Origin of the sequence: Streptomyces sp. NBC_00390 (assembly GCF_036057275.1) — a bacterium.
GTDB lineage: Bacteria > Actinomycetota > Actinomycetes > Streptomycetales > Streptomycetaceae > Streptomyces.
Genome location: NZ_CP107945.1, coordinates 7890278 through 7911569, shown reverse-complemented (window position 1 = coordinate 7911569; position 21292 = coordinate 7890278). Strand labels below are relative to the sequence as shown.

The 21292-nt window shown below is 70.6% G+C and carries 15 protein-coding genes and 2 pseudogenes; 6 read left to right on the top strand and 11 right to left on the bottom strand.

The annotated features are described in order from the left end of the window. Positions 1 to 25 precede the first annotated feature (25 nt). Positions 26 to 85, bottom strand: a pseudogene (locus OHS70_RS39210) (hypothetical protein); the annotation flags it as partial. A gap of 10 nt (positions 86 to 95) precedes the next feature. Here OHS70_RS39210 and OHS70_RS35185 point away from each other — a divergent pair. Together OHS70_RS35185 and OHS70_RS35180 are read left to right on the top strand one after the other, a co-directional pair. Continuing rightward, positions 96 to 269, top strand: a pseudogene (locus tag OHS70_RS35185) (phenylacetate--CoA ligase); the annotation flags it as partial. Positions 270 to 365: 96 nt separating this feature from the next. Then, complete coding sequence (locus OHS70_RS35180; protein WP_328404351.1) at positions 366 to 2756, top strand: penicillin acylase family protein; 2391 nt, start codon at positions 366 to 368, stop codon at positions 2754 to 2756. Between the two features lie 125 nt (positions 2757 to 2881). Here the strand turns inward: OHS70_RS35180 and OHS70_RS35175 are convergent, their stop codons facing one another. The 3 genes from OHS70_RS35175 to OHS70_RS35165 form a co-directional block, all read right to left on the bottom strand. Next, positions 2882 to 3988 (bottom strand): calcium:proton antiporter, encoded by a 1107-nt coding sequence (locus OHS70_RS35175; RefSeq protein WP_328404349.1) that lies wholly within the window; start codon positions 3986 to 3988, stop codon positions 2882 to 2884. Positions 3989 to 4070: 82 nt separating this feature from the next. Continuing rightward, positions 4071 to 5648 carry an acyl-CoA synthetase gene (locus OHS70_RS35170; protein ID WP_328404347.1) on the bottom strand — a complete coding sequence of 526 codons (1578 nt, stop codon included), beginning with the start codon at positions 5646 to 5648 and terminating at the stop codon, positions 4071 to 4073. Further along, positions 5645 to 6754 carry an NAD(P)H-dependent flavin oxidoreductase gene (locus tag OHS70_RS35165; RefSeq protein WP_328404345.1) on the bottom strand — a complete coding sequence of 370 codons (1110 nt, stop codon included), beginning with the start codon at positions 6752 to 6754 and terminating at the stop codon, positions 5645 to 5647. The genes OHS70_RS35170 and OHS70_RS35165 overlap by 4 nt, the downstream gene beginning before the upstream one ends. Positions 6755 to 6923: 169 nt before the next feature. Here OHS70_RS35165 and OHS70_RS35160 point away from each other — a divergent pair, with 169 nt between their 5' ends. Further along, positions 6924 to 8747 carry a serine hydrolase gene (locus tag OHS70_RS35160; protein ID WP_328404343.1) on the top strand — a complete coding sequence of 608 codons (1824 nt, stop codon included), beginning with the start codon at positions 6924 to 6926 and terminating at the stop codon, positions 8745 to 8747. Between the two features lie 219 nt (positions 8748 to 8966). Here OHS70_RS35160 and OHS70_RS35155 read toward each other — a convergent pair whose 3' ends face one another. From OHS70_RS35155 to OHS70_RS35125, 7 genes are all read right to left on the bottom strand, one after another. Continuing rightward, a complete protein-coding gene (locus tag OHS70_RS35155) occupies positions 8967 to 10499 on the bottom strand; it encodes a phytoene desaturase family protein (RefSeq protein WP_328404341.1) in 1533 nt (510 codons plus the stop codon). Positions 10500 to 10541: 42 nt separating this feature from the next. Beyond that, positions 10542 to 12794, bottom strand: a complete 2253-nt coding sequence (locus OHS70_RS35150; RefSeq protein WP_328404339.1) for a serine/threonine-protein kinase — start codon at positions 12792 to 12794, stop codon at positions 10542 to 10544. Next, complete coding sequence (locus tag OHS70_RS35145) at positions 12776 to 13717, bottom strand: oxygenase MpaB family protein (protein WP_328404337.1); 942 nt, start codon at positions 13715 to 13717, stop codon at positions 12776 to 12778. The genes OHS70_RS35150 and OHS70_RS35145 overlap by 19 nt, the downstream gene beginning before the upstream one ends. A gap of 509 nt (positions 13718 to 14226) precedes the next feature. Next, positions 14227 to 14727, bottom strand: a complete 501-nt coding sequence (locus OHS70_RS35140; protein ID WP_328404335.1) for a VOC family protein — start codon at positions 14725 to 14727, stop codon at positions 14227 to 14229. 20 nt (positions 14728 to 14747) lie between these two features. Beyond that, positions 14748 to 15593 carry an arsenate reductase/protein-tyrosine-phosphatase family protein gene (locus tag OHS70_RS35135; RefSeq protein WP_328404333.1) on the bottom strand — a complete coding sequence of 282 codons (846 nt, stop codon included), beginning with the start codon at positions 15591 to 15593 and terminating at the stop codon, positions 14748 to 14750. A gap of 51 nt (positions 15594 to 15644) precedes the next feature. Then, positions 15645 to 16370: a hypothetical protein gene (locus OHS70_RS35130; RefSeq protein WP_328404331.1), complete on the bottom strand. Its 726-nt coding sequence runs from the start codon at positions 16368 to 16370 to the stop codon at positions 15645 to 15647. 335 nt (positions 16371 to 16705) lie between these two features. Beyond that, positions 16706 to 18226: a bifunctional aminoglycoside phosphotransferase/ATP-binding protein gene (locus OHS70_RS35125; RefSeq protein ID WP_328404329.1), complete on the bottom strand. Its 1521-nt coding sequence runs from the start codon at positions 18224 to 18226 to the stop codon at positions 16706 to 16708. Between the two features lie 278 nt (positions 18227 to 18504). Here OHS70_RS35125 and OHS70_RS35120 point away from each other — a divergent pair, with 278 nt between their 5' ends. The 3 genes from OHS70_RS35120 to OHS70_RS35105 all read left to right on the top strand — a co-directional run bounded on the left by OHS70_RS35120 (position 18505) and on the right by OHS70_RS35105 (position 21263). Further along, on the top strand, positions 18505 to 19242 hold the full coding sequence (locus OHS70_RS35120; protein ID WP_328404327.1) for a CBS domain-containing protein: 738 nt from the start codon (positions 18505 to 18507) through the stop codon (positions 19240 to 19242). A gap of 148 nt (positions 19243 to 19390) precedes the next feature. Next, positions 19391 to 20047 carry a CBS domain-containing protein gene (locus tag OHS70_RS35115; RefSeq protein WP_328404325.1) on the top strand — a complete coding sequence of 219 codons (657 nt, stop codon included), beginning with the start codon at positions 19391 to 19393 and terminating at the stop codon, positions 20045 to 20047. Positions 20048 to 20771: 724 nt separating this feature from the next. Next, on the top strand, positions 20772 to 21263 hold the full coding sequence (locus OHS70_RS35105; protein ID WP_328404323.1) for a hydrogenase maturation protease: 492 nt from the start codon (positions 20772 to 20774) through the stop codon (positions 21261 to 21263). Positions 21264 to 21292: the final 29 nt, after the last annotated feature.

The following is a 21292-nucleotide window of genomic DNA, read 5'->3' as shown; positions in this document are numbered from 1 at the left end:
TCATGTCGGCCAAGAAGCCCTCGTCGAACGGGCGCTCAGCGCCGGGCAGGTAGCTGTGGAATGCCCGGCCGTCGACGCGGATCACCGCGTAGGTGCGTCGGGGGGCGAGTGCCGAGCAGCGCGCGGCGGCCGAGCGGGCGATCGCCGCGGCCGTCAAGGACGGGATCGGGGTGTCCGTCACGGTGGAAGTGGTCGACCCCGAGACACTCGAGCGCTCGGTGGGCAAGATCAAACGGATCGTGGACCTCCGGGAGCTCCGCGAAAACTGACGCCACCACGGATACCGGACGGGATGTTGACACCGCTCCGCCCGGGTGACTGCATGGTCCAACCTGCTCACCACGCAGTCACTTTGGGGAGGCACGTTGCTCTTGCGCACCCGCCTTGGCCGACTCGCACTCATCGGCATCACTCTGCTGACCGCGACGGCGACCGTGCCGCCCGGCGCGGCCGCCGATCCGCGTGAGCGGCATCCGTCCGGCGGCGGACTGTCCGCCGTCATCCGCTACACGGAGTACGGAATCCCCCACATCGTGGGGAAGGACTACGCGAACCTGGGCTTCGGCACCGGATGGGCCCAGGCGGCCGACCAGGTGTGCGTACTCGCGGACGGCTTCGTCACGGTACGCGGCGAGCGCTCGCGGTTCTTCGGGCCCGACGCCGCGCCGGACGGCTCGCTGTCGTCGGCGGCCAGGAACCTGTCCAGCGATCTGTACTTCCGCGGTGTACGTGACGCCGGTACCGTCGAGAAACTGCTGGCCACGCCCGCGCCCGCCGGCCCCGGCCGGGATGTGAAGGAGCTGATGCGCGGCTGGGCGGCGGGCTACAACGCATGGCTGCGGCAGAACCGGATCACCGACCCGGCATGCCGGGACTCCGACTGGGTGCGGCCGGTGACGACCCTGGACGTCGCCCGCCGAGGCTTCGCCGTCTCGGTGCTCGGCGGCCAGGGACGAGGCATCGACGGCATCACCGCGGCTCAGCCACCCGGCACGGCCGGCGTACCGGCTCCGGTCGCGGGGCGCGATGCAGCCTCGACCGCGACGGCGGCACGGGAACTGTTCGCGGCCCGCAGCGGCGACATGGGGTCCAACGCCGTTGCGTTCAGCGGGGGGACGACGGCGAACGGACGGGGCCTGCTCCTAGGCAACCCTCACTACCCCTGGCACGGCGGCCGCCGCTTCTGGCAGTCGCAGCAGACCATACCCGGGAAGCTGAACGTCTCCGGTTCCTCGCTGCTGGGCACCGCCGTGGTCAACATCGGCTTCAACGACAAGGTGGCGTGGAGCCACACGGTCGCGACCGGAGTCACCCTCAATCTGCACCAGCTGACGCTGGATCCGGCCGATCCGACCGTCTATCTCGTCGACGGCAGGCGGGAGCCGATGACACGCCGCACCGTCACCGTGCCGGTCAAGGACGGCACATCCCTCACCCGCACGCAGTACTGGACCCGATACGGGCCGGTTGTCACCTCCCTCGGCGCGTCGCTACCGCTGCCCTGGTCGGCGACCACCACGTACGCCCTGAACGATCCCAACGCCCTCAACCTGCGTGGCTCCGACACCGCACTCGCCCTCGGCAGGGCACGCTCGACGGCGGGCATCGAGGAGGCGCTGCGGCGCACCCAGGGCCTGCCCTGGGTGAACACGATCGCCGCCGACTCCCGGGGGCACTCGCTGTTCACCCAGTCCCAGGTGCTGCCCCGGATCACGGACGAGCTCGCCCAGCGCTGTTCCACGCCGCTGGGCAAGGTGACGTATCCGGCGTCCGGAGTGGCCGTGCTGGACGGTTCGCGCGGTGACTGCGCGCCCGGCTCCGACCAGGACGCGGTGCAGCCGGGGATCTTCGGACCGTCGCGGATGCCGGTCCTCAGGGACGCGCCGTACGCGGAGAACTCCAACGACAGCGCCTGGCTCGCCAACGCCGACCGGCCGCTGACCGGTTACGAGCGGGTGTTCGGCACCATCGGCACTGCGCGTTCGCTGCGCACCCGCGGCGCGGTCGAGGATGTCGCGGCCATGGCCGGGCGCGGCAGGCTCACGGTGGGCGATCTCCAGCATCAGCAGTTCGCCAACCGGGTCCCTGCGGCGGACCTGGCGGTCGCGGACGTGGTCAAGGGCTGCGCGGCCCTCGCGCCGGAGATGGTCCGGGCGTGCGGTGTGCTGGAGCGGTGGGACCGGACCATGGACACCGGCAGCCGGGGGGCGCTCCTCTTCGACCGGTTCTGGCGGGCGCTGACCGCGTCGGTGCCCGCGGCCCAGCTGTGGAAGGTGCCGTTCTCACCCGCCGATCCGGTGGGCACACCCCACACGCTCAACACGGATTCGCCGGCCTTCGCCAAGGCGCTTGTGGACGCGGTGGCCGCCCTGGACAAGGCCGGTGTCCCGCTGGACGCGCCGCTCGGCGAGCACCAGTTCGTCGTCCGGGGCGGCAAGCGCATCCCCGTGCACGGCGGCACGGAGTCGCTGGGCGTGTGGAACAAGATCGAGCCGGTGTGGAACCCCGCGGGCGGCGGCTACACGGAGGTCGCGCACGGTTCCAGTCATGTCCAGGCGGTGGGGTGGGACGGCAGCCGCTGCCCGGTGGCGCGCACCCTGCTGACGTACTCGCAGTCCTCGAGCACCGCGTCGGAGCACCACCGCGACCAGACCGCGCTCTTCTCGGGCGAGCGCTGGGTGACCTCGCGCTTCTGCGAACGTGACATCCTGCGGTCGCCCGCGCTGGAGGTGGTGCGCGTACGCGAGCGGCGGTGACGGATCGGCCGTGACGGCCCCGGGCTCACCTGCTCCCCGTTCCGGAGCCGGTGGCCCAACGGGCTTGCCGGCTCACAGGCGCACTTGCCGGCTCACGGGCTCAGGGGCCTGCATGCCTCATGGGCTCATGGGCTCATGGCGAGGAAGACGAAGGCGGCGAAGATCGAGAGATGTACGCCGCCCTGGAGCAGTGTGGCCCGGCCGGGCACCACGGTGAGCGCGCCGACGACAACAGTGAGCGCGAGCAGCACCATGTGCGTCGCGCCCAGTCCGAGGACCAGCGGTCCCTCCAGCCAGATGGTGGCCAGCGCGATGGCGGGGATCGTCAGCCCGATGCTCGCCATCGCCGAACCGAGCGCCAGGTTGAGGCTCGTCTGGACGCGCTCGCGCCGGGCCGCGCGCACCGCGGCGAGGGTCTCGGGCAGCAGCACCAGCAGTGCGATGACCACCCCGACGACGGCCTGCGGCAGACCTGCCGACTCCACGCCGGACTCGATGGCGGGCGACACCGCCTTGGCGTCGCCCACCACCGCCACCAGGGCCACGATCAGCAGAGTGAGGCTGAGCAGGGCCGCGGAACGGGGTGGCGGCGGCGCATGGTCGGAGTCGTCACGGATGGTCGCGCCTTCGCGGGTGACGGGCAGGAAGTACTCACGATGCCGGACCGTCTGCACGGCGACGAACAGGCCGTACAGGGCCAGCGAGGCGATGGCCGCGAACGTCAGCTGCGCCGTGGAGAACTCGGGCCCCGGTTTGCTCGTGGTGAACGTCGGCAGCACAAGGCTGAGAGTGGCCAGCGTCGCCACGGTGGCGAGCGCGCCCCCGGAGCCCTCGGCGTGGAAGACGGCCACCCTGGTGTGAAGGGCGGCGACGAGCAGGCACAGCCCGATGATCCCGTTGCATGTGATCATGACGGCGGCGAAGACGGTGTCCCGCGCCAGCGCAGCGGTCTTGGGGCCGCCGTCGGCCATCAGGGTGACGATCAGAGCGACCTCGATGACCGTCACCGCAACCGCCAGCACCAGTGACCCGAACGGCTCCCCCACCCGGTACGCCACCACTTCGGCGTGATGGACTGCTGCGAGGACCGCCCCGGCGAGGCAGAGCGCGACAAGGGCGACCGCCGCCGGCGGCAGACTGCGCCCCCAGCTCAGCACCAGGGCGACGATCGCGAGGAGGGGGACCCAGACCGTCCACCGGGCCAACACGGACAAGCTCTTCACCGCGCTCATGCGTGCCAGGCTGCCAGCGACCGGCCCCGGCCGCGCGACGGACCGCCCGCTCGGCGGCCGGTCCGTCGGGGGTGGCGGGACGTCACACGGCGCGGTCGTGCCCCTCCCAGTACGGCGCGCGCAGGCGCCGCTTGTAGAGCTTCCCGTTCGGGTCGCGCGGCATCGATTCGATGAAGTCCACCGTCCGTGGGCGCTTGTAGCCGGCCAGCTGCCGCTCACAGTGCGCGAGGATCGCCGCGGCGAGCTCGTCGTCCGCCGTATGACCGTCCGCCGGCTCGACAACGGCCTTGACCTCCTCGCCCCAGTCGGTGTGGGGGATGCCGAAGGCGGCGGCGTCGGCGACGGCCGGGTGGGCCAGCAGGGCGGCCTCGATCTCGGCCGGATAGATGTTCACCCCGCCGGAGATGATCATGTCGATCTTGCGGTCGCGCAGGTAGAGATAGCCGTCCTCGTCGAGAAAGCCGAGGTCGCCCACGGTGAAGAAGTCGCCGATGCGGTTGTTCCTGGTCTTGGTGTCGTCCTTGTGGTAGCGGAAGCCTCCGGTCGACATCTTCATGTAGACGGTCCCGACTTCGCCGGCCGGGAGCCGGTTGCCGTCGTCGTCGAAGATCGCGAGTTCGCTGATGGGCCAGGCCCTGCCCACCGTGCCGGGCTTCCTGAGCCAGTCGTCGGCCGTCGCGAAGGCGCCACCGCCCTCACTGGCCGCGTAGTACTCCTCGACGCAGTTCCCCCACCACTCGATCATCGCCCGCTTGACATGGTCGGGGCAGGGGGCCGCACCGTGGATGGCATGCCGCATGGATGAGACGTCGTAGCGCTTCTTCACCTCGTCGGGGAGTGCGAGCAGCCGGTGGAACTGGGTCGGCACCATATGGGTGTGGGTGCACCGGTAGGTGTCGATCAGACGCAGCATCTCCTTGGGCGTCCATTTGTCCATCAGGACCAGCGGATGGCCGATGTGCAGCGCCGCGGCCGCGAACTGGAGCACCGCGGTGTGGTAGAGCGGCGAGCAGACGAGATGGACGTTGTCGTCGAAGGGCTTGATGCCGAAGATGCCGAGGAAACCGCCGAGGTGGGTCTCCTCGGGGAGCTTTCCGGGCAGCGGGCGGCGGATACCGCGCGGGCGGCCCGTGGTGCCCGAGGTGTAGTTCATGACCCAGCCCAGCGTGCGCCCGTCGGGTACGGACCGTGGCCGGCCGTCCAGCAGTTCGGCGTACCGGCGGAAGCCCACGACCGTACCGACGGCGTATCGGTGGCTCTCGGGCATCTTCGCCTCGTCGGCCGCGGCCTGCGCGGCGGCCGCGAACCGCTCGTGCGCGATGAGCACTTTGGCACCGGAGTCGGCGACGATCCAGGCGATCTCGGGACCGACGAGATGGTGGTTGACGGGCACCAGATAGAAGCCGGCCTGGGTGGCGGCGAGGTGCGCGGTGAGCAGTTCGACCCCGTTGGGCAACACGACGGCGAAGGCGTCTCCGCGTTCCAGGCCCGCGGCGCGCAGGCCGTGCACGAGCTGGTTGGCGGCGCCGTGGAGGCGCCCCGCGGGCCAGTGTTCGCCGTCCGGGGTGATCAGGACGGTGCGCTGCGGGTCGGCGGTCGCCTGGGACCAGAAGCCTCCCGGGGACGGCGTCCGGGGGGACCCCAACGGCCGTTCGGTCATGGTGCGCTCCTTCCGGCGATGCGGTTGACACGGTCCACGGCCCGCTCGAAGCCGCGGGTGAGGTCGTCGAAGACCTGCTGGACGCTGCGCTCGGAGTTCATCCGGCCGACGATCTGGCCGACCGGGGTGCCGAGCAGCGGTCCGACCTCGAACCTCTGGATGCGTGAGACGGCTTCGGCGACCAGCAGCCCCTGCAACGGCATGGGCAGCGTCCCGGGGCCCGCCGGATCGTCCCAGGCATCCGTCCACTCGGTGCGCAGCTGCCGGGCCGGTTTTCCGGTGAGGGCACGGGAGCGGACGGTGTCGCCGGACGAGGCGGCGAGCAGTTTGGCGGTGAGGGCACGCGAGCCGAGCGTGGCTTCGGTGGTGGTGAGCCAGAGCGAGCCGAGCCAGACTCCCTGCGCGCCGAGTGCGAGCCCCGCGGCGATCTGTTCGCCGCTGCCGATGCCTCCGGCGGCGAGTACGGGCAAGGGTCCGACGGCGTCCACGACCTCGGGGGTCAGCACCATGGAGGCGATCTCGCCGGTGTGGCCGCCGGCCTCGTACCCCTGGGCAACGACGATGTCGATGCCCGCTTCGGCGTGGCGCTGTGCGTGCCGGGCGCTGCCGGCCAGCGCGGCGACCGGCATGCCGTGGCGGTGGGCGCGTTCGACGACATCGGCGGGTGGGGAGCCGAGGGCGTTGGCGAGCAGGGCGATCGGGTGCTCGAAGGCGACGTCGAGCTGGTTGCGGGCGACCTGTTCCATCCAGCCGGTGATGCGCCAGCCCGATGTCTCGCCTTCGGCGAGTTCAGGGACGCCGTGTTTGGCCAGGGTGTCGCGGACGAACTGCCGGTGCCCTTCGGGGATCATCGCCTCGACATCGGCCTCGGTCACGCCCTCGACCTTCCTGGCGGGCATCACGACATCGAGGCCGTAGGGCTTGTCGCCGATGTGTGCTTCGATCCAGTCCAGGTCGCGTGCGAGGTCGTCGGGGGCGGTGTAGCGGACCGCGCCGAGTACGCCGAGGCCGCCGGCGCGGCTGATGGCCGCGGCCACCGCCGGGAACGGCGTGAAGCCGAAGATGGCGTGCTCGATGCCCAGTCGTCTGCTCAGCTCCGTCTCCATGGGCCGCAGGATGCCGCAGGGTGCCGGACGAGGGAAGAGATTTTCTGATGCAGTGTCAGATTCTTTGGGTCCGCCGGCAGTGCAGGACGGTTGACAGCACATCAGTGCGGTAAGAAAGTTTCACGTGGGCCAGGAGATCCCGAAAGATACTTTCAGGAAAGGGTTGGGGATGACCGAGGACGCAGCGGGCCGAGGGATCAGCCGGCGCCGGATGGGGAGCGGGATGCTGGCACTGGGCGGAGCGTTCGCGCTGGCGCCGATCCCCTTCACGGCGGCGTCGGCAGCGGAAGGACCGTCGGACAGGGGCGCCGGGCCGGGGTCGGGGTCGGGGTCCGGTCACCGCTCGACACTGCGGCGCGGCTCACCCGAGCGGGCCGGGCTGCTGCGCCTCCCGCTGGAGCAACTGGTCACCGACGCCGAGCAGTTCCTCGGCCCGTCCCCCAAGTACCCCTGGTACGCGGGCGCGGTGCTGCTGGCCGGGCGCGGCGACACCGTGGCGCTCCACCGGCCCATCGGCAAAGCGCTGCGCTACTCGTCGTACGACGTCACGACGGACACCGGCGTGGAGCTCCCCGCCGAGGAGCAGATCCCGATGGCCGAGGACACGATCTTCGATCTGGCGTCCGTCTCCAAACTGTTCACCTCGATCCTCGCCGTCCAGCAGATCGAGCGTGGTGCTCTTCAGCTCGAGGCCACGGTCGCCTCCTACGTCCCCGAGTTCGCGGGCGCCGGCAAACAGGACATCACGGTGCGCCAGTTGCTCACCCACACCTCGGGCTTCCGGGCCTGGATCCCGCTGTACAAGGAGCCGACCCAGCAGGGCCGGCTCCGGCTGCTGTGGAACGAGCCCCCGGCGAGCACTCCCGGCACCAGGTATCTCTACTCCGACCTCAACCTGATCTCGCTCCAGCTGGTCCTGGAGAAGATCACCGGGCGCACTCTGGATGTCCTGCTCCACGACGAGATCACTGCTCCACTCGGGATGCACCGCACACGGTTCAACCCGCCGGCCTCCTGGAAGCCGAAGACCGCCGCCACCGAGTACGCCCGGCTCCCCTGGTCCGGTCTGGACCGCGGCCTGGTCTGGGGCGAGGTCCATGACGAGAACGCGTACGCCTTCGGCGGCGTGGCCGGTCACGCCGGAGTCTTCTGCTGCGCCTGGGACCTCGCGGTCCTCGCCCGCACCCTGCTGAACGGGGGAACCTACGGGCACGCCCGGGTTCTGCGCCGCTCGTCGGTGGAGCTGATGTTCACCGACTTCAACACGGCCTTCCCCGGCGACGAGCACGGACTCGGCTTCGAGCTCTACCAGCACTGGTACATGGGCGCGATGGCCACCCCGCACACCGCAGGACACACGGGATTCACCGGCACCAGCCTGGTACTCGACCCGACCACGGACTCGTTCCTGATCGTCCTGGGCAACTCCGTCCATCCCGTCCGCAGTTGGCGCTCGGGCAGCGCACCGCGCGTCGCCGCGGCCAACAACATGGCCCGGGCGGTCGCCGTCCGCCCCGCGCACGGCCGCAGCGCCTGGTTCTCCGGTACGGCCGGATCCACGACGGCCACCCTCGCCCTGCCGCCGCTCGCCCTGTCGTCCGGCCGGGCCCGGCTGACCTGCTCGCTGTGGTGGGACACCGAGCCCGGCGCGGACGGACTGTACCTGGAGGCGTCGGCGGACGATGGCGTGAGCTGGCAGCCGGTGCCGTTCACCACCACCGCCAAGGGTGCCGGGGGCGTGTCCCACCCGGCGGGCTCGGTCACCGGCTGGTCCGGGCGCGTCTGGCACCGCCTGGACGCCGACCTCGCGGCGTGGTGCGGCCAGGAGGTACGGCTGCGCTGGCGGTACGCGACCGACCGGCTCTATGCCGGTCGTGGCGCGTACGTGGACGCGCTGCGGGTCGAGGACGCCGGGCGCACGGTCTTCGACGAGGTGAGGCCCGCGGACGCCGCCCTGATCGAGGCGAACGGCTGGACCGCGTCGCGGGACTGATCGTACGTCAGGGACGGAGCGGTCAGGCCGGCTTGCGGGCCGGCACGAACGCCTGCGGCGTCTTTCTCCGTGAAATCGCCGGTGTCATCGGGCTCGCGCTCCATCCGGGCGCGTACGACCATCCCGGCACCGCGCAGCAGCTCGGCGACCTGTTCCGGCCGGCGCCAGGGCACCGGATATCTGCCGCCCGCGGCGAACCCCCGCGGGCGGCAGGCGTGTTCACCGGCCCAGCGCCGCCATCGCCGCGTTGTGGCCCGGCACACCGCTCACCCCGCCGCCGCGGACGGCACCCGCACCGCACAGCAGCACATTGGCGTGTGTCGTCTCCACACCCCAGCGTCCCGTCGTCTCGCCCGCGTACGGGAAGGACAGGTCCCGGTGGAAGATGTGACCGCCGGGCAGCCGCAGTTCCCTCTCCAGGTCGAGGGGGGTCTTGGCCTCGATGCAGGGGTCGCCGTTCTCGTCCAGGGCCAGGCATTCGGCGATCGGCTCGTCCAGGTGGGCCTCGAGTTCGGCCAGTGTCGCGGCCAGCAGGTCGGCGCGCACTTGGTCGTTGTCGTCGGCGAACAGGCGGGCCGGGGTGTGCAGGCCGAACAGCGTCAGGGTCTGGTAGCCCTGCGCCACGAGCTCGGGTGCGAGGATCGACGGGTCCGTCAGTGAGTGGCAGTAGATCTCGGACGGCGGTGCACTGGGCAGTCGGCCGGACGCCGCCTCCTGGTATGCCGTCGCCAACTGCCCGTATCCCTCGGAGACATGGAAGGTTCCGGAGAAGGCTTCGTGCGGGTCGACGGAGCGGTCACGCAGCCTCGGCAGCCGACGCAGCAGCATGTTCACCTTGAGCTGGGCGCCTTCGGCCGGCTCGGGCGCCTGCTCGGCGAGGAGGGCGGCGAGCGCCTGCGGTGAGGCGTTGACCAGGACATGGCGTGCGGCAACGGTACCCTCGCCGTCGGGCGTGCGGAAGGTGACCTCGGCGCGCTCGCCGTCGGTCTCGATACGGGTCGCCTCGTGCAACAGCCCGATCTCTGCCCCCGCTCCGAGCGCGGCGGCGGCCAGTGCGTCGGTGAACGCGCCCATGCCGCCCACCGGCACGTCCCAGTCGCCCGTGCCACCGCCGATGACGTGGTAAAGGAAACAGCGGTTCTGCAGCAGGCTCGGGTCATGGGCATCGGCGAACGTCCCGATGAGCGCGTCGGTGAGCACCACTCCCCGTACGAGATCGTCGGCGAACCGCTTCTCGATCGCGACGCCGATCGGCTCCTCGAACAGCATCCGCCAGGCCGCCTCGTCGTCGACGACCCCGCGGAGCTGCTCCCGGGTCGGCAGAGGTTCGGTCAGCGTCGGGAAGACCCGTTGGGCGACCGTGTGGGTGATTCCGTAGAACTCCTCCCAGGCCGCGTACTCCCGCTCGCCGCCGGTCAGCCCGGCGAACGACTCGCGGGTGCGGCCGGCGCCCACGAGCAGGCCGCCGTCCCCCTTGGGCGTGTAGGAGGAGACGGTGCGCTTGCGTACCGCGAAGTCGAGTTCCAGGTCGCGCACGATCTTGTCGGGCAGCAGGGAGACCAGATAAGAGAACTGCGACAGGCGGGCGTCGACCCCCGGGAAGGGGCGGGTGGACACGGCCGCTCCGCCGGTGATCGGGCGCCGCTCCAGAACCAGGACGGAGCGCCCTGCGCGGGCGAGATAGGCGGCGGCGACCAGACCGTTGTGGCCACCACCCACGATCACTGCGTCGTACGAGGTGTGTGCGGGCATGGCCGGACCCTAACCGCTGCGCGGCCGCACGTAACCCCCTGCTCAGCTGCCCTGCGTGCGGTTTGCATGCTGGAGCGCCGCGACGCGCCGGTAGAGCTCCACGGCCTCGGTGTGCCGGCCGAGCTGTTCCAGGCAGTGCGCCTCGTCGTTGCGGCTGGACAGCGTGTCGGGGTGGCCACCGCCCAGGACCCGCTCGCGCGCGGCGGCGACACGCACATAGACGTTCAGGGCCTCCACCCAGCGGCCGAGCCGGCCCAGGCCCACGGCCGCCTCCCGGTGGCTGACGAGCGTGTCGGGGTGATCGGGGCCGAGCACCCGCTCGCGCAGCGCGCACACGTCGCGCGACTCGGCCAGTGCTTCCTCCCAGCGGGCCAGCCGGCCGAGGTTCACGCCGAGCCCGTGCCTGGCCCGGAGCGTTTCGGGGTCGGCCGGTCCCTGCACCCGTGTGCGGTCGGCGGCAAGGGTGCGGTAGAGGTCGACGGCTTCCGCGATGCGCCCGAGCCGGCCGAGGCACACGCCGGCCTCGTAGCGGGCGGCGAAGGTGTCGGGGTGGTCCGGACCGAGGACCTGGGTGCGCGCGGCCGTCACCTCCTGGTAGGTGTGCAGTGCCTCGGCCCAGCGTTCCAGCCGGCCGAGTGCGTAGGCGACCTCGTAACGGGTGACCAGGGTGTCGGGATGGTGTGCGCCGAGCACCCGGCTGCGGGCGTCGGCCACGTCCTGGGCGAGCCTGTGGGATTCCTCCAGGCGTCCCAGCCGGCTGAGGTTGTACGCGAGGTTGTGACGACAGCGCAGCGTGTCGGGGTGGTCGGCGCCCATCGTGCCTTCACGCGAGGCGAGCACGGCCACGTAGACGTGGTGGGCCTCGCCGTGCCGCCCCAGCTGGTCCAGTACGTACGCCGTCTCCTGGCGGGCGGCGAGGGTGTCGGGGTGATCGGCGCCCAGGGCACGCTCACGGCCCTCGGCGACATGCCCGAACTCCCGCAGCGCATCGCCCGCGCGGCCGGTACGGCCGAGCGTGAAGGCGACCTCGTAGCGGCTGGCCAGGGTGTCGGGGTGATCGGGGCCGAGGGCGCTCTCCCGGTCCACGGCGACGGCGCGGTGCACCTCGCCCGCCTCCTCCCAGCGGCCCAGCCGGCCAAGACTCAGACCGGCGCTGTGCCGGCTGGCGAGAACGGCGAGCAGTTCGGGCGGCGGCGTGGGGCGCTCAGATGCGGGGCGTGCGGAGATCTGGATGGTCCGGGCCGGTGCCGGCGCGGCATGGTGCGAGGTCCAGGCGCCGGTCAGCGCGGCCGTGTGGTCCGGGAGCGGCGGTGGCAGTGCCGTGGTGCTGCCCGCCTTGAGGCCACCGGTCATACCGCGCGTCCAGGCCGGCAGGCCGGGCCCGGCCGGGTCCGGTGCCACGGGCGGCTGCGGCGGGCGCGCCCCATGGTGACCGGTCTGCGCGGAGGCGGCGGCCGCCCGGATCCGGCGGCGCAGATCGCCTGCGTCGGCCGGGCGCTGCTCGGGGGTCTTGGCGAGCAGGTCGAGCACGACCCGGTCGAAGAAGTCCGGCACCTCACCCCGGCGGTCACGCAACGGCTGCGGCGCGGTGTCGCGGTGGCCGACCAGGATCGCCCAGGTGTCGTCGTCGTCGAAGGGCGGCGCGCCGGTGGCGAGCTCGTACAGCACACAGCCGAGCGAGTACAGGTCGCTGCGGTGGTCGATCTGCCCGCCGCTGATCTGTTCCGGTGACATGTAGTGCGGGGTGCCCATGGCGATGCCGGTGCCGGTGAGCTTGGCGGTGAACCCGATGTCCTCGCCGAGGCGGGCGATGCCGAAGTCGCAGATCTTCACGGCCCCGTCCGTGAGCCGCATGATGTTGGCCGGCTTGAGGTCCCGGTGCACGATGCCCTGCTCATGGGTGTACGCGAGCGCGTCGGCGACCTGGTCGGCGATGTCGACGACATCGGCGACCGGCAGCGGCCGCTGCTTGTTGTCCTCCAGCAGCTGGCTGAGGTTGCGGCCCTCCAGCAGCTCCATCACCAGATAGAGCACACCCTCGTGCTCGCCGAAGTCGTGGACGACGGTCACGCCCCGGTGCTGGAGCGCGGCGGCCACCCGCGCCTCACGGCGGAACCGCTCCCTGAGGACCTTGGTGAAGTGGCGGTCGTGCTGGGAGCCCAGCGGCTTGAGGCACTTGACGGCGACCAGCCGCCCGAGCGATTCGTCGCGGGCCTGCCACACCTCGCCCATCCCACCGCGCCCGATGAGTTCGAGCAGCCGGTACCGGCCTTGGATCAGCCTGGTTTCCGCCATCGCGTGCTGTCGCCCCCGTTGCTCTCCCGCGCCCTCCCCGGCCGGTCCAGTATGGCGGCCTGCCTGCGGAGTTTGTACGGCGAGGGGCGGGCTTCGGGGCCGAGCCGCGCCATCGCCTTCAGAATGTGACCTGGCGGGAGCTGCCAGCGCGCCCGGGCGGGGATGCTGCGCAGCAGCCTGCCGGCAGCCGTCAGCCGGCGGGTGACACGCTCGGGGGCGGGGGCGCTCCTGCCGTAGAGCTCGTGGGCATAGGGAGGCAGTGCGCTGTACGCAAGGGCCGCCACGCGTCCCCACAGCAGTTCCCGCGCGGGGACCAGCAGGGCGCCGACCGGGGGGCGGCGCAGGAAGTCGTCGACGTCGTGCGCCTCGGGACCGGCGGCCAGTTCGTGCCGTACCTCCTCGAAGTAGGCGGCGAGCTGACGGGTGTCCGCGGGCACCGCTCCCGGGTCGAGCCCGACCAGGCGGGCGCTCTCGCGCTGCTCGTCGAGATAGCGGTCCGCCTGTGCGCCGGTCAGCGGAAAGCCGGAGCGGCGTGCGACGTCGAGGTAGGAGCCGACCTCGGCGCAGTGCACCCACAGCAGCAGCTCCGGCTCGTCGACGCCGTACGTCTCGCCGGTGCCGGGGTCGGTGGCAGCCAGGCGGGTGTGGATGCGCCGTACGCGGGCGCCGGCGCGCTCCGCGGCCTCGGTGGTGCCGTAGCTGATGGTGCCGACGAAGTTCGCGGTGCGCAGCAGCCGGCCCCAGGCGTCGTTCCTGAAGTCGCTGTTCTGCATCACGCCGCGTACCGCGCGGGGGTGCAGTGCCTGCAGGTACAGCGCCCGCACCCCGGCGATCCACATCATCGGGTCGCCGTGCATCTGCCAGGTGACGGAGTCGGGTCCGAACAGCCCCGGGTCGGCCGCGTGCGGGTCGGTCCGGCTCATGGTGACCACGCTTTCCACTGGGCACCAGGTGGTGACTTCGACGTGCGGTCATGTCAAGTCTCCCTCACCACCTGCGACCGTGAACAGGTGGGCCCGACCCGACCGCACGTTCTTCATGGCGGCCGAGGTACCCGCATCCACACCGAGTGGTCTCGTCAGGTTGGACGGCGACAGGAGCGGAACCCTCATCGCCGCCAAGTACCTGCACGGCCCTGGCACTTCATCAATGACGCCACGGACAAGCTCCGCTTTCCCACGTAGGAGATCACTACGATGAGAAGCAGGGAGAGCGCAACGTCAGGGAGATCCAGATCGTGTTCAGGCCTGTCCCCATCGTGGGATGAACTCCGACCGCCCCCGCACCGACGTCCACCCCCGAGTCCACACCCAGGTCCGCGCCCGCTCCCGCCGCCCCCGCGGTTCCTCAGGTGCCGCCGCCCGCCCCCATGCCCCCGGGGCAGCCGCCGACGGTCGGCTCCGCGCCACCCCCGCCGGCGGCCAGCCCCCCGCTACCGCCCAGGGGCGGTACCCCCTCCTAGAGCGGCACCCCGGCTCAGGGCGCAGCTGCGAGTGACGGAGCGGTCAGCGTCGCGCCTGGTCAGGGCCGGCCGGCGCGGCGGGCCGGCGGGCGGGCGGGCGGGCTGGAACAGCTCGACGAGGTTGCCCGCCGGGTCGGACAGCAGGATCTGGCGTCCTCCGGGACCGGCGACGACCTCACTACGGAAGGAGACACCGGCGCTGCGCAGCCGAGCGATCTCGGCATCAAGGTCGTCGTAGGTGAGGTGGATGCGATTGCCGCCCGCGACGGCAGCCTCCTTCGGGGTGGCCCGGGCGCCCGAGCTCGCCGGGCCCGACAGCAACAGCCGCAGCCTGCCACGGACCACGTCGGCGAAGGCAGGGACGGCGCTGGAGTGCAGCGTGAAACCGAGGTGGGTGGTGTAGAAGTCGATGGTGGCCTGCACGTCGTCGACCAGGTAGCGGACGCTGACGTATTCGTCGTGAGTGGTCATGGCTCGGACCTCGCAACGGTCTAGGGGGTGTTCAGGACCGGCATCAGATGCTTGATACGGGCGTCTATGTCTGCCGCCGCGTGCTGAAAGGCCGCATAGCCAACCTTGCCGGTGTCACCGGCCGCCCCCGGGTCGGCCATGCTCCAGTGGACCCGCCGCGAGCCGAACTCCGGGCAGACCTCGCGAGCCTTGTCGCACAAGGTGATCACGTGGTCGAAGCGGCGGCCGAGCAGGTCGTCCACGTGCTGGGTACGCCGACCGGAAAGGTCGATGCCGAACGACTCGCGCAGCACCCGGACAGCGTGCGGGTGCACCTGCGGCTTGGGACTGGTGCCGGCACTGGCCGCAGTTACGCGGCCGGCGGTGTGGTGGCGCAGCAGGGCTTCAGCGATCGGCGAGCGGGCGCTGTTGCCTGTGCACACGAAGAGCACCGAAACAAGGCGGGCTCGCCCCCGGACGACCGGACGACGCGGCGGTGAGGGGGCCTGGCACAACGCCGGGTGCAGGGCGGCGCCGCTGGCCGCCAGCGCCTCAGCGCAACGCTCCAGGTCCAGGCGGTAGTAGCTGTCCCGGCCATCGCAGTTGCTGCGCCTGGCCGTGACCAGACCACCATCGCGCAGGAGCCGCAGGTGATACGAGACCAGGTTCTGCGGCTCCCCGACGCGTTCCACCAGTTCACGGACCCGATAGTCGCTGTCTGCGAGTTCCGTCAGCAGCCGCCAGCGCACCGGATGCGCAGCCAGGCGGACGAACTCGGGCGGCGTGACGGTCACGCCCCAGGGGCGGTATCCCACATGTCGAAGATACATCAAGTCAGATTGATACATCAACCCCAATTGATCGGATGCCAGCGTGCGCGGCGGCATCGTCCCCGGGCCATGAAATCAACTTGCGGCTCCCCCACGCGGAACCCCGCCTCACCCGGACCGCAGCTGGCGAACCCGGGCGCCGAACACGCGCCAGCGCCGCTCGTTGTCGTGTACGAGCATTGCCGATTCCGCGAGGAGGTCCGCCGCCCGGTCGAGCAGCTCGGACGCCGAGAAGAGGTAGGCAGGAGCGTTCCGCTCGGAACCGAGGTCGGCCCGCAGCGCCGCGGGAGAGAACGTGACTCGGCCCAGCAAGTCAAGGGCGCGGCGCAGCAGCCTGGCGACCAGGGCCAGCAGGCCCGCCGACTGCCAGTCGTTGGCGATGATGCGGTGGCGCTCCCCGAGCAGGTCGGCAAGCGCCGGATAGGCGGCCAGTAGGCCGGCAGCCTCCCACGCCTGCTCCATCGCCTGCGCCAGCCAGATTCCGGCCTGCTCGCTGTCCTGCGCAATCGCCCCGACATCCCGCTTCAGCCTCTGGAGCTCAACGGGCTCGTCCTCCCCTTCCATGAAGAGGATCCCCGACTCCGCGACGAGCCCGGGGGCATTGAGATCCTCCGCGCCGACGAACGGATTCCCTGCCGACCGCTCACCGGCATCGGTCACGCTCCACCGGCCGGCCAGTGACTTCAATGCCCGGGACTGCGCCTGAAGCTCTCCGGCCTGCCGCAGCGGCGCCTGCGAGTAGAACTGCTCATGTTCTCGATGGAACTGAGCAAGGTTGGAGATCGCCTGCAACAGCGGTTCGGGAGGGGTGCGCTGCGCCTCGTCCTCGGGCATGCGAGAAGTGTGCACCCGTCTCACACCCGAGGAAATGAGGGCACGCCCGTCGGTCGGAGACGAATGCCCCGCTCGGGGGGAGGCCGCCACTGGCACCGCCGCCCCCACCGCGTCGGGGAGACACTCCAAGAGCGAGCCACGACCCCGGAGATCATCTACGGGACCCTTGGGTATCTCAGAACCGCCCGGAGTAGTGCTGGCGAAAAACGGAACTGAGCGACCGCCAGCAGTTCGCAACGAACCGCCCCAGAGGATGCAGTGCCATCAGCCCAGCTACGCCCCTGGGGTTACTAAGGGCCAAGACTTCGACGGAGGCGCACCGACAGGGAGGGGGCTCAGTCGGGTTCCATGTACGGGCGTCGGAACACCCCTGTCCGCTCGATGTCGTCAGGGTGCAGTACAGCCATCGCACGTTCTGTCGCGGCTCCCAGCGCTCCACTGGTGTCGATGATGACGGCCTCCGGCCACGGTTCTGTCCTCGCAGCCATGGCCGCGAGGACATCGCTGTCGGCGTCGGACGGGCCGGGGGCCCGGTGGCGCAACCGGTCGTCCGCCACACCGCGCGGGATCTGGCACTTCAGAGAAACCAGATCGGCGCTGCACAGCCTCGCTGCCTCGCTGCCGGCGTCGCGCCACTCCTGGGAACTCCACGTCGCGTCGATCACCACCGACTCACCGACCGAGAGGAGCCTGCGGGCCCGATTGATGAGTTCGCCGTAGGTGCGGGTGGTCCACTCGGACGTGTAGATGCCTGTCTCGAACGGTGCAGCCGCCGATCTCTCCGGCTGAATGCCGGCCAGTTCCTTGCGTGTGCGGTCACTGCTGAGAAGGGTGAGCCCCAGCCGATCGGCGAGCGCTGCCGCAAGGGTGGACTTGCCGCTGAGCGGCAGGCCACCGACAAGGATCAACCGCACTGCCGAGTTGCGCAGGTGGCGCAGCGTCATGTCGGCCAGGCGGTCCGCTGCCTGCCTCGCGCGCGCGCCCTGCTGGGCCTGGAACAGGGACACTTTGGCCCGGACGAAGGCCCTGTACGCGACGAAATGATGCCGCAGAGAGGGGGGCGCGGGATCACCGGAGTATTCGCTGTACCGGGCGAGAAAGAACTTCCCCGCACCGGGCGCACCGAGTTGCTCGAGGTCCATGGCGAGGAATGCCGCGTCGTCAAGGCCGTCCACGTAACGCAACTTGTCGTCGAACTCGAGACAGTCGAGCACACGCGGTCCGTCGTCAAGGCAGAAGATGTCCTGAGCCAGCAGATCGCCATGCCCGTCGACGACTCTTTCCTCGCGAATGCGCAGATCGAAAAGGGCCTGCCGCCCTTCAAGATAGCGACGCACCTCGCGATCGATATCGGCGATTCCCCTCAAGCCCTGCTGATCAGCCGTGCGCTCGGCCGACTGCAGGTTGGTCTGCCATCTGCCGAGCAGCGCGTCACGGGTGCCCTGCGCGGAGATCTCAGCGCCTCGGGGCGACTTGGCGTGGGCGGTCGCCAGCAGCCGCGCAACCTGCCGCAGCGCGTCGTCGACCGGGACGCCTACGCTCACCAGGTGCGCCAACCGGCGGTCACTCGGCATTCGGCGCATGACGACCACCGGTTCCGGCGGGCCGCTCCAGGGAGCGTGCAACTCGGCCACTCCCTCGTACACGTCGGGAGCGAACCGGCGATTGAGCGCGACTTCCTGCTCGCACGCCGTTCGTCGTGCACCGGGTGTGCTGAAGTCGAGGAAACCCAGGTCGACGCACTTCTTCACCTTGTAGGCACGGTCACCGATGAGGACAACAGTGGCGGCGTGCGTCTCGTGCACCTCGGCGCGGGACGCGGAGGGATCCCCGTGGGGGCTACCGATCGTGGACATGGCGGCTCCCTGGATTCACTCGTGACCCGGGACAGCCTCGCATCGGGCGGCAGTCCCCTCCTCTCACTGTGCTCCACGTCCCCGACCGGCGCAGCCTGGCGAAGCTCGTGCGGCGATGCCCTGGGGCCGGCGAGTGCGATACCGGAAAGGGAAGGAGGGGCCGTTCGGCCCTGGCCGTTGCCCGTGCAGCACTGTGCCCCGCTCACCCTCACGCTCGACGCTGAAGACATCGCGCGCCGCTCGCGCCGCGCGCGGATCCCGCGGAAGGAGGCCGGACGATGAAGCACGACAAAGTCGGCACAGTGATGACCAGCGAGGTTGTCCGGGCCGTCGACACCACCCCCTTCAAGGAGGTCGCCCGGCTTCTGGCTCAGCACCGGATCAGCGGTCTTCCCGTGGTCGACGACGACGACAAGGTGATCGGAGTGATCTCAGAGACCGACCTCATGGCACACCGGTCGAAGGCGGGCGAGGTCGCAGTCACCCCGCGGCGCTTCCGGTGGTCCTCGATCACAGGCAGGGGGCACACGCAGGAGACCAAGGTGCACGCCCGCGATGCCGGGGAGCTGATGACACACCCCGCCATCACCGTTCACGCCGACCAGTCCATCGCCGAGGCGGCCCGCACCATGTGCGGGGACCGGGTCGAACGTCTTCCCGTGGTGGACGAGGAAGACCGCCTTGTCGGCATCGTCACCCGTCGTGACCTGCTCGAGGTCTTCCTGCGTCCGGACGCGGAGATCCGCCGTGAGGTGATCGACGAGGTGCTGGTCCGCTCGCTGGGTCAGCCACCTGAGGCCGTCCGGGTCGACGTGAAGGACGGTGTGGTGACCGTGGTCGGGCAACTGGAACGGCGCAGCGAGGTCCCCGTCGCCCTGCGGATGGTCGGGCAGGTGGATGGGGTGATCTCCGTCGACGGTCAGCTGGGCTACCGCTTCGACGACTCCGACGCCGAGCGCTCGGCACGCGGCACGCTCGGCCCCACCGATGACCGCATTCGAGGCGTCGGGCGCTGATCGTCGGGCCTGCCCGCATCAGCTGCCCGACGCGTCCCATTCCCAAGGTGAGCGAGGCCGAGGTGCAACTCCCCCCGCCGGGCGGTCAGGCTGGAGTGGCGCCGCGGACCACGGACCGCGGAGAACCCCGGGGGAGAAGGAGCGAGACATGCGACACCGCAAAGTCAGGGAGCTCATGACACGCGACGTCGTCCGCGTGCGCCAGGACGCACCCTTCAAGGAGATCGTGCGACTTCTCACCGAGCACCAGGTCACCGCCCTCCCCGTGGTGGACGATCAGGACCGTCCACTCGGCGTGGTCTCCGAGAAGGACCTGCTGCGGAAGTCCACCGACCAGTCCGGATCCGCCGACCTGCTCCCGCTGCCGGACCCGGAGGCCTGGGAACGGGCGAAGGCCGAAGGCACGAAGGCCGAAGAGCTGATGTCCGCTCCCGCTGTGTGCGCCCGCCCCGAGTGGTCAGTGGTCGAAGCGGCGCGCCTGATGGAGGTGCAGAACGTCAAGCGGCTGCCGGTGGTCGACGAGTCGGACAAGCTCATCGGCATCGTCAGCCGGCGCGATCTGCTGGGTGTCTTCTTGCGCGACGACGAGGCCATCCGCCTCGAAATCGTCCAGGACGTACTCGCCCGCACCCTCAGGCGGGATCCTTCCTCGATCACCGTTGAAGTACGGGAAGGACAGGTCGTACTGACCGGATCTGTGCCGTTCAAAGGCATGCTTGCGGCCGTCGACCGCATGTGCATGAGCGTCGACGGAGTGGTCTCGGTCTCGGACCACCTGTCCTTCGATGTGGACGACACCGCGTGAGACCCGGCCACCCGGCCGAAGCCGCTCACAGAGCGCCACGCACGAGCCGCTCCCATCAGCCCGCCATCTGCGGCGAACAACGGCGACCGGCTCGGCGGCCGGCTCAGTGCAAGCTGCTCCGCAGCGTCATTGAGGTTTCTGCTCCACCGCAGGTGTGGCGCCACCCAGTTGCGCACCGTGCGGCACTACTGCGACGGGACACTCCACGTGGTGGATCGCTGAATGCGTCACGGGCCCAAGCGGTGGCCCGCCGTGTCGCGACGGCCGACGACGAGGAGACTCGCCCCATCGGCAGCGGCGCGCAGGTGGTGGGCGGCGCTGCCTTCGAGCAGATGAACACGGGTGTGTGTGCCGGGGTACCGCGTCCACGCTCTCGGGTGAACCGTCGACCCCGACAGTGATGGTCTCGTGCATGATGCACCTCTGCACTTGCCGGTACGTTCAGTCGTGCGGTAGCAGCGCGACCAGGAGTCTGCAGGCCTCGCCCACCGCCGGATCCAGGGAGCCGTGACCGACCCCAAGCCGTCGCAGACGATCAGCGGGCACGTGTCCACGGTCCCACCGCCTTCACGTCCCTGCCGATCACAGAGTTTCCTTTCAACGCTCCCACGGGGCGTGTCCCTGGGCGAGACACCGGGTGTCCCCGGGCATGGGCCATTCGGCCCATGCCACAGGACACTCGCCGCGCGCGGAGCGAAATCATGGCTGCAGGGAAGGAGCCGCGATGACAACGACCAGCAGGCGAATCGCTCTCATCGGCGTCGGTAACGATTTCAGGCACGACGACGCGATCGGCTGGGTCGTTGTGGAGCGGCTGCGCACTCGGACGCTGCCGCCGGGCACCCGGCTCCTGACGTGTGATGCGGACCCGGGCCGACTGATCGGATGCTGGGAGGACGCGGACCTGGCCGTCGTCGTCGACGCGGCACACGCACACCCCGGTCACCCGGGCCGAGTGCACCGGCTGGAACTCGGTGCCCACGAGGTGGCCCACGCTCCCGCCGCAAGCTCACACGGACTCGGGCTCGGCGAGGCCGTCGAGCTCGCACGGGTACTCGGCCGCCTCCCGGGAAGGCTCGTGATCTATGCCGTCGAGGGCGCGGACTCCTCCCTGGGCCGTGGGCTCTCGCCCGCTGTCGCCGGCGTGGTCGAATCACTGGCGCGGAGGGTCGAGGACGAGATCACCCGTCACTGCGAGGCCACGGCAAGCGGTTGAAGGAACCCGACGGCACGAGGACAGCTGCG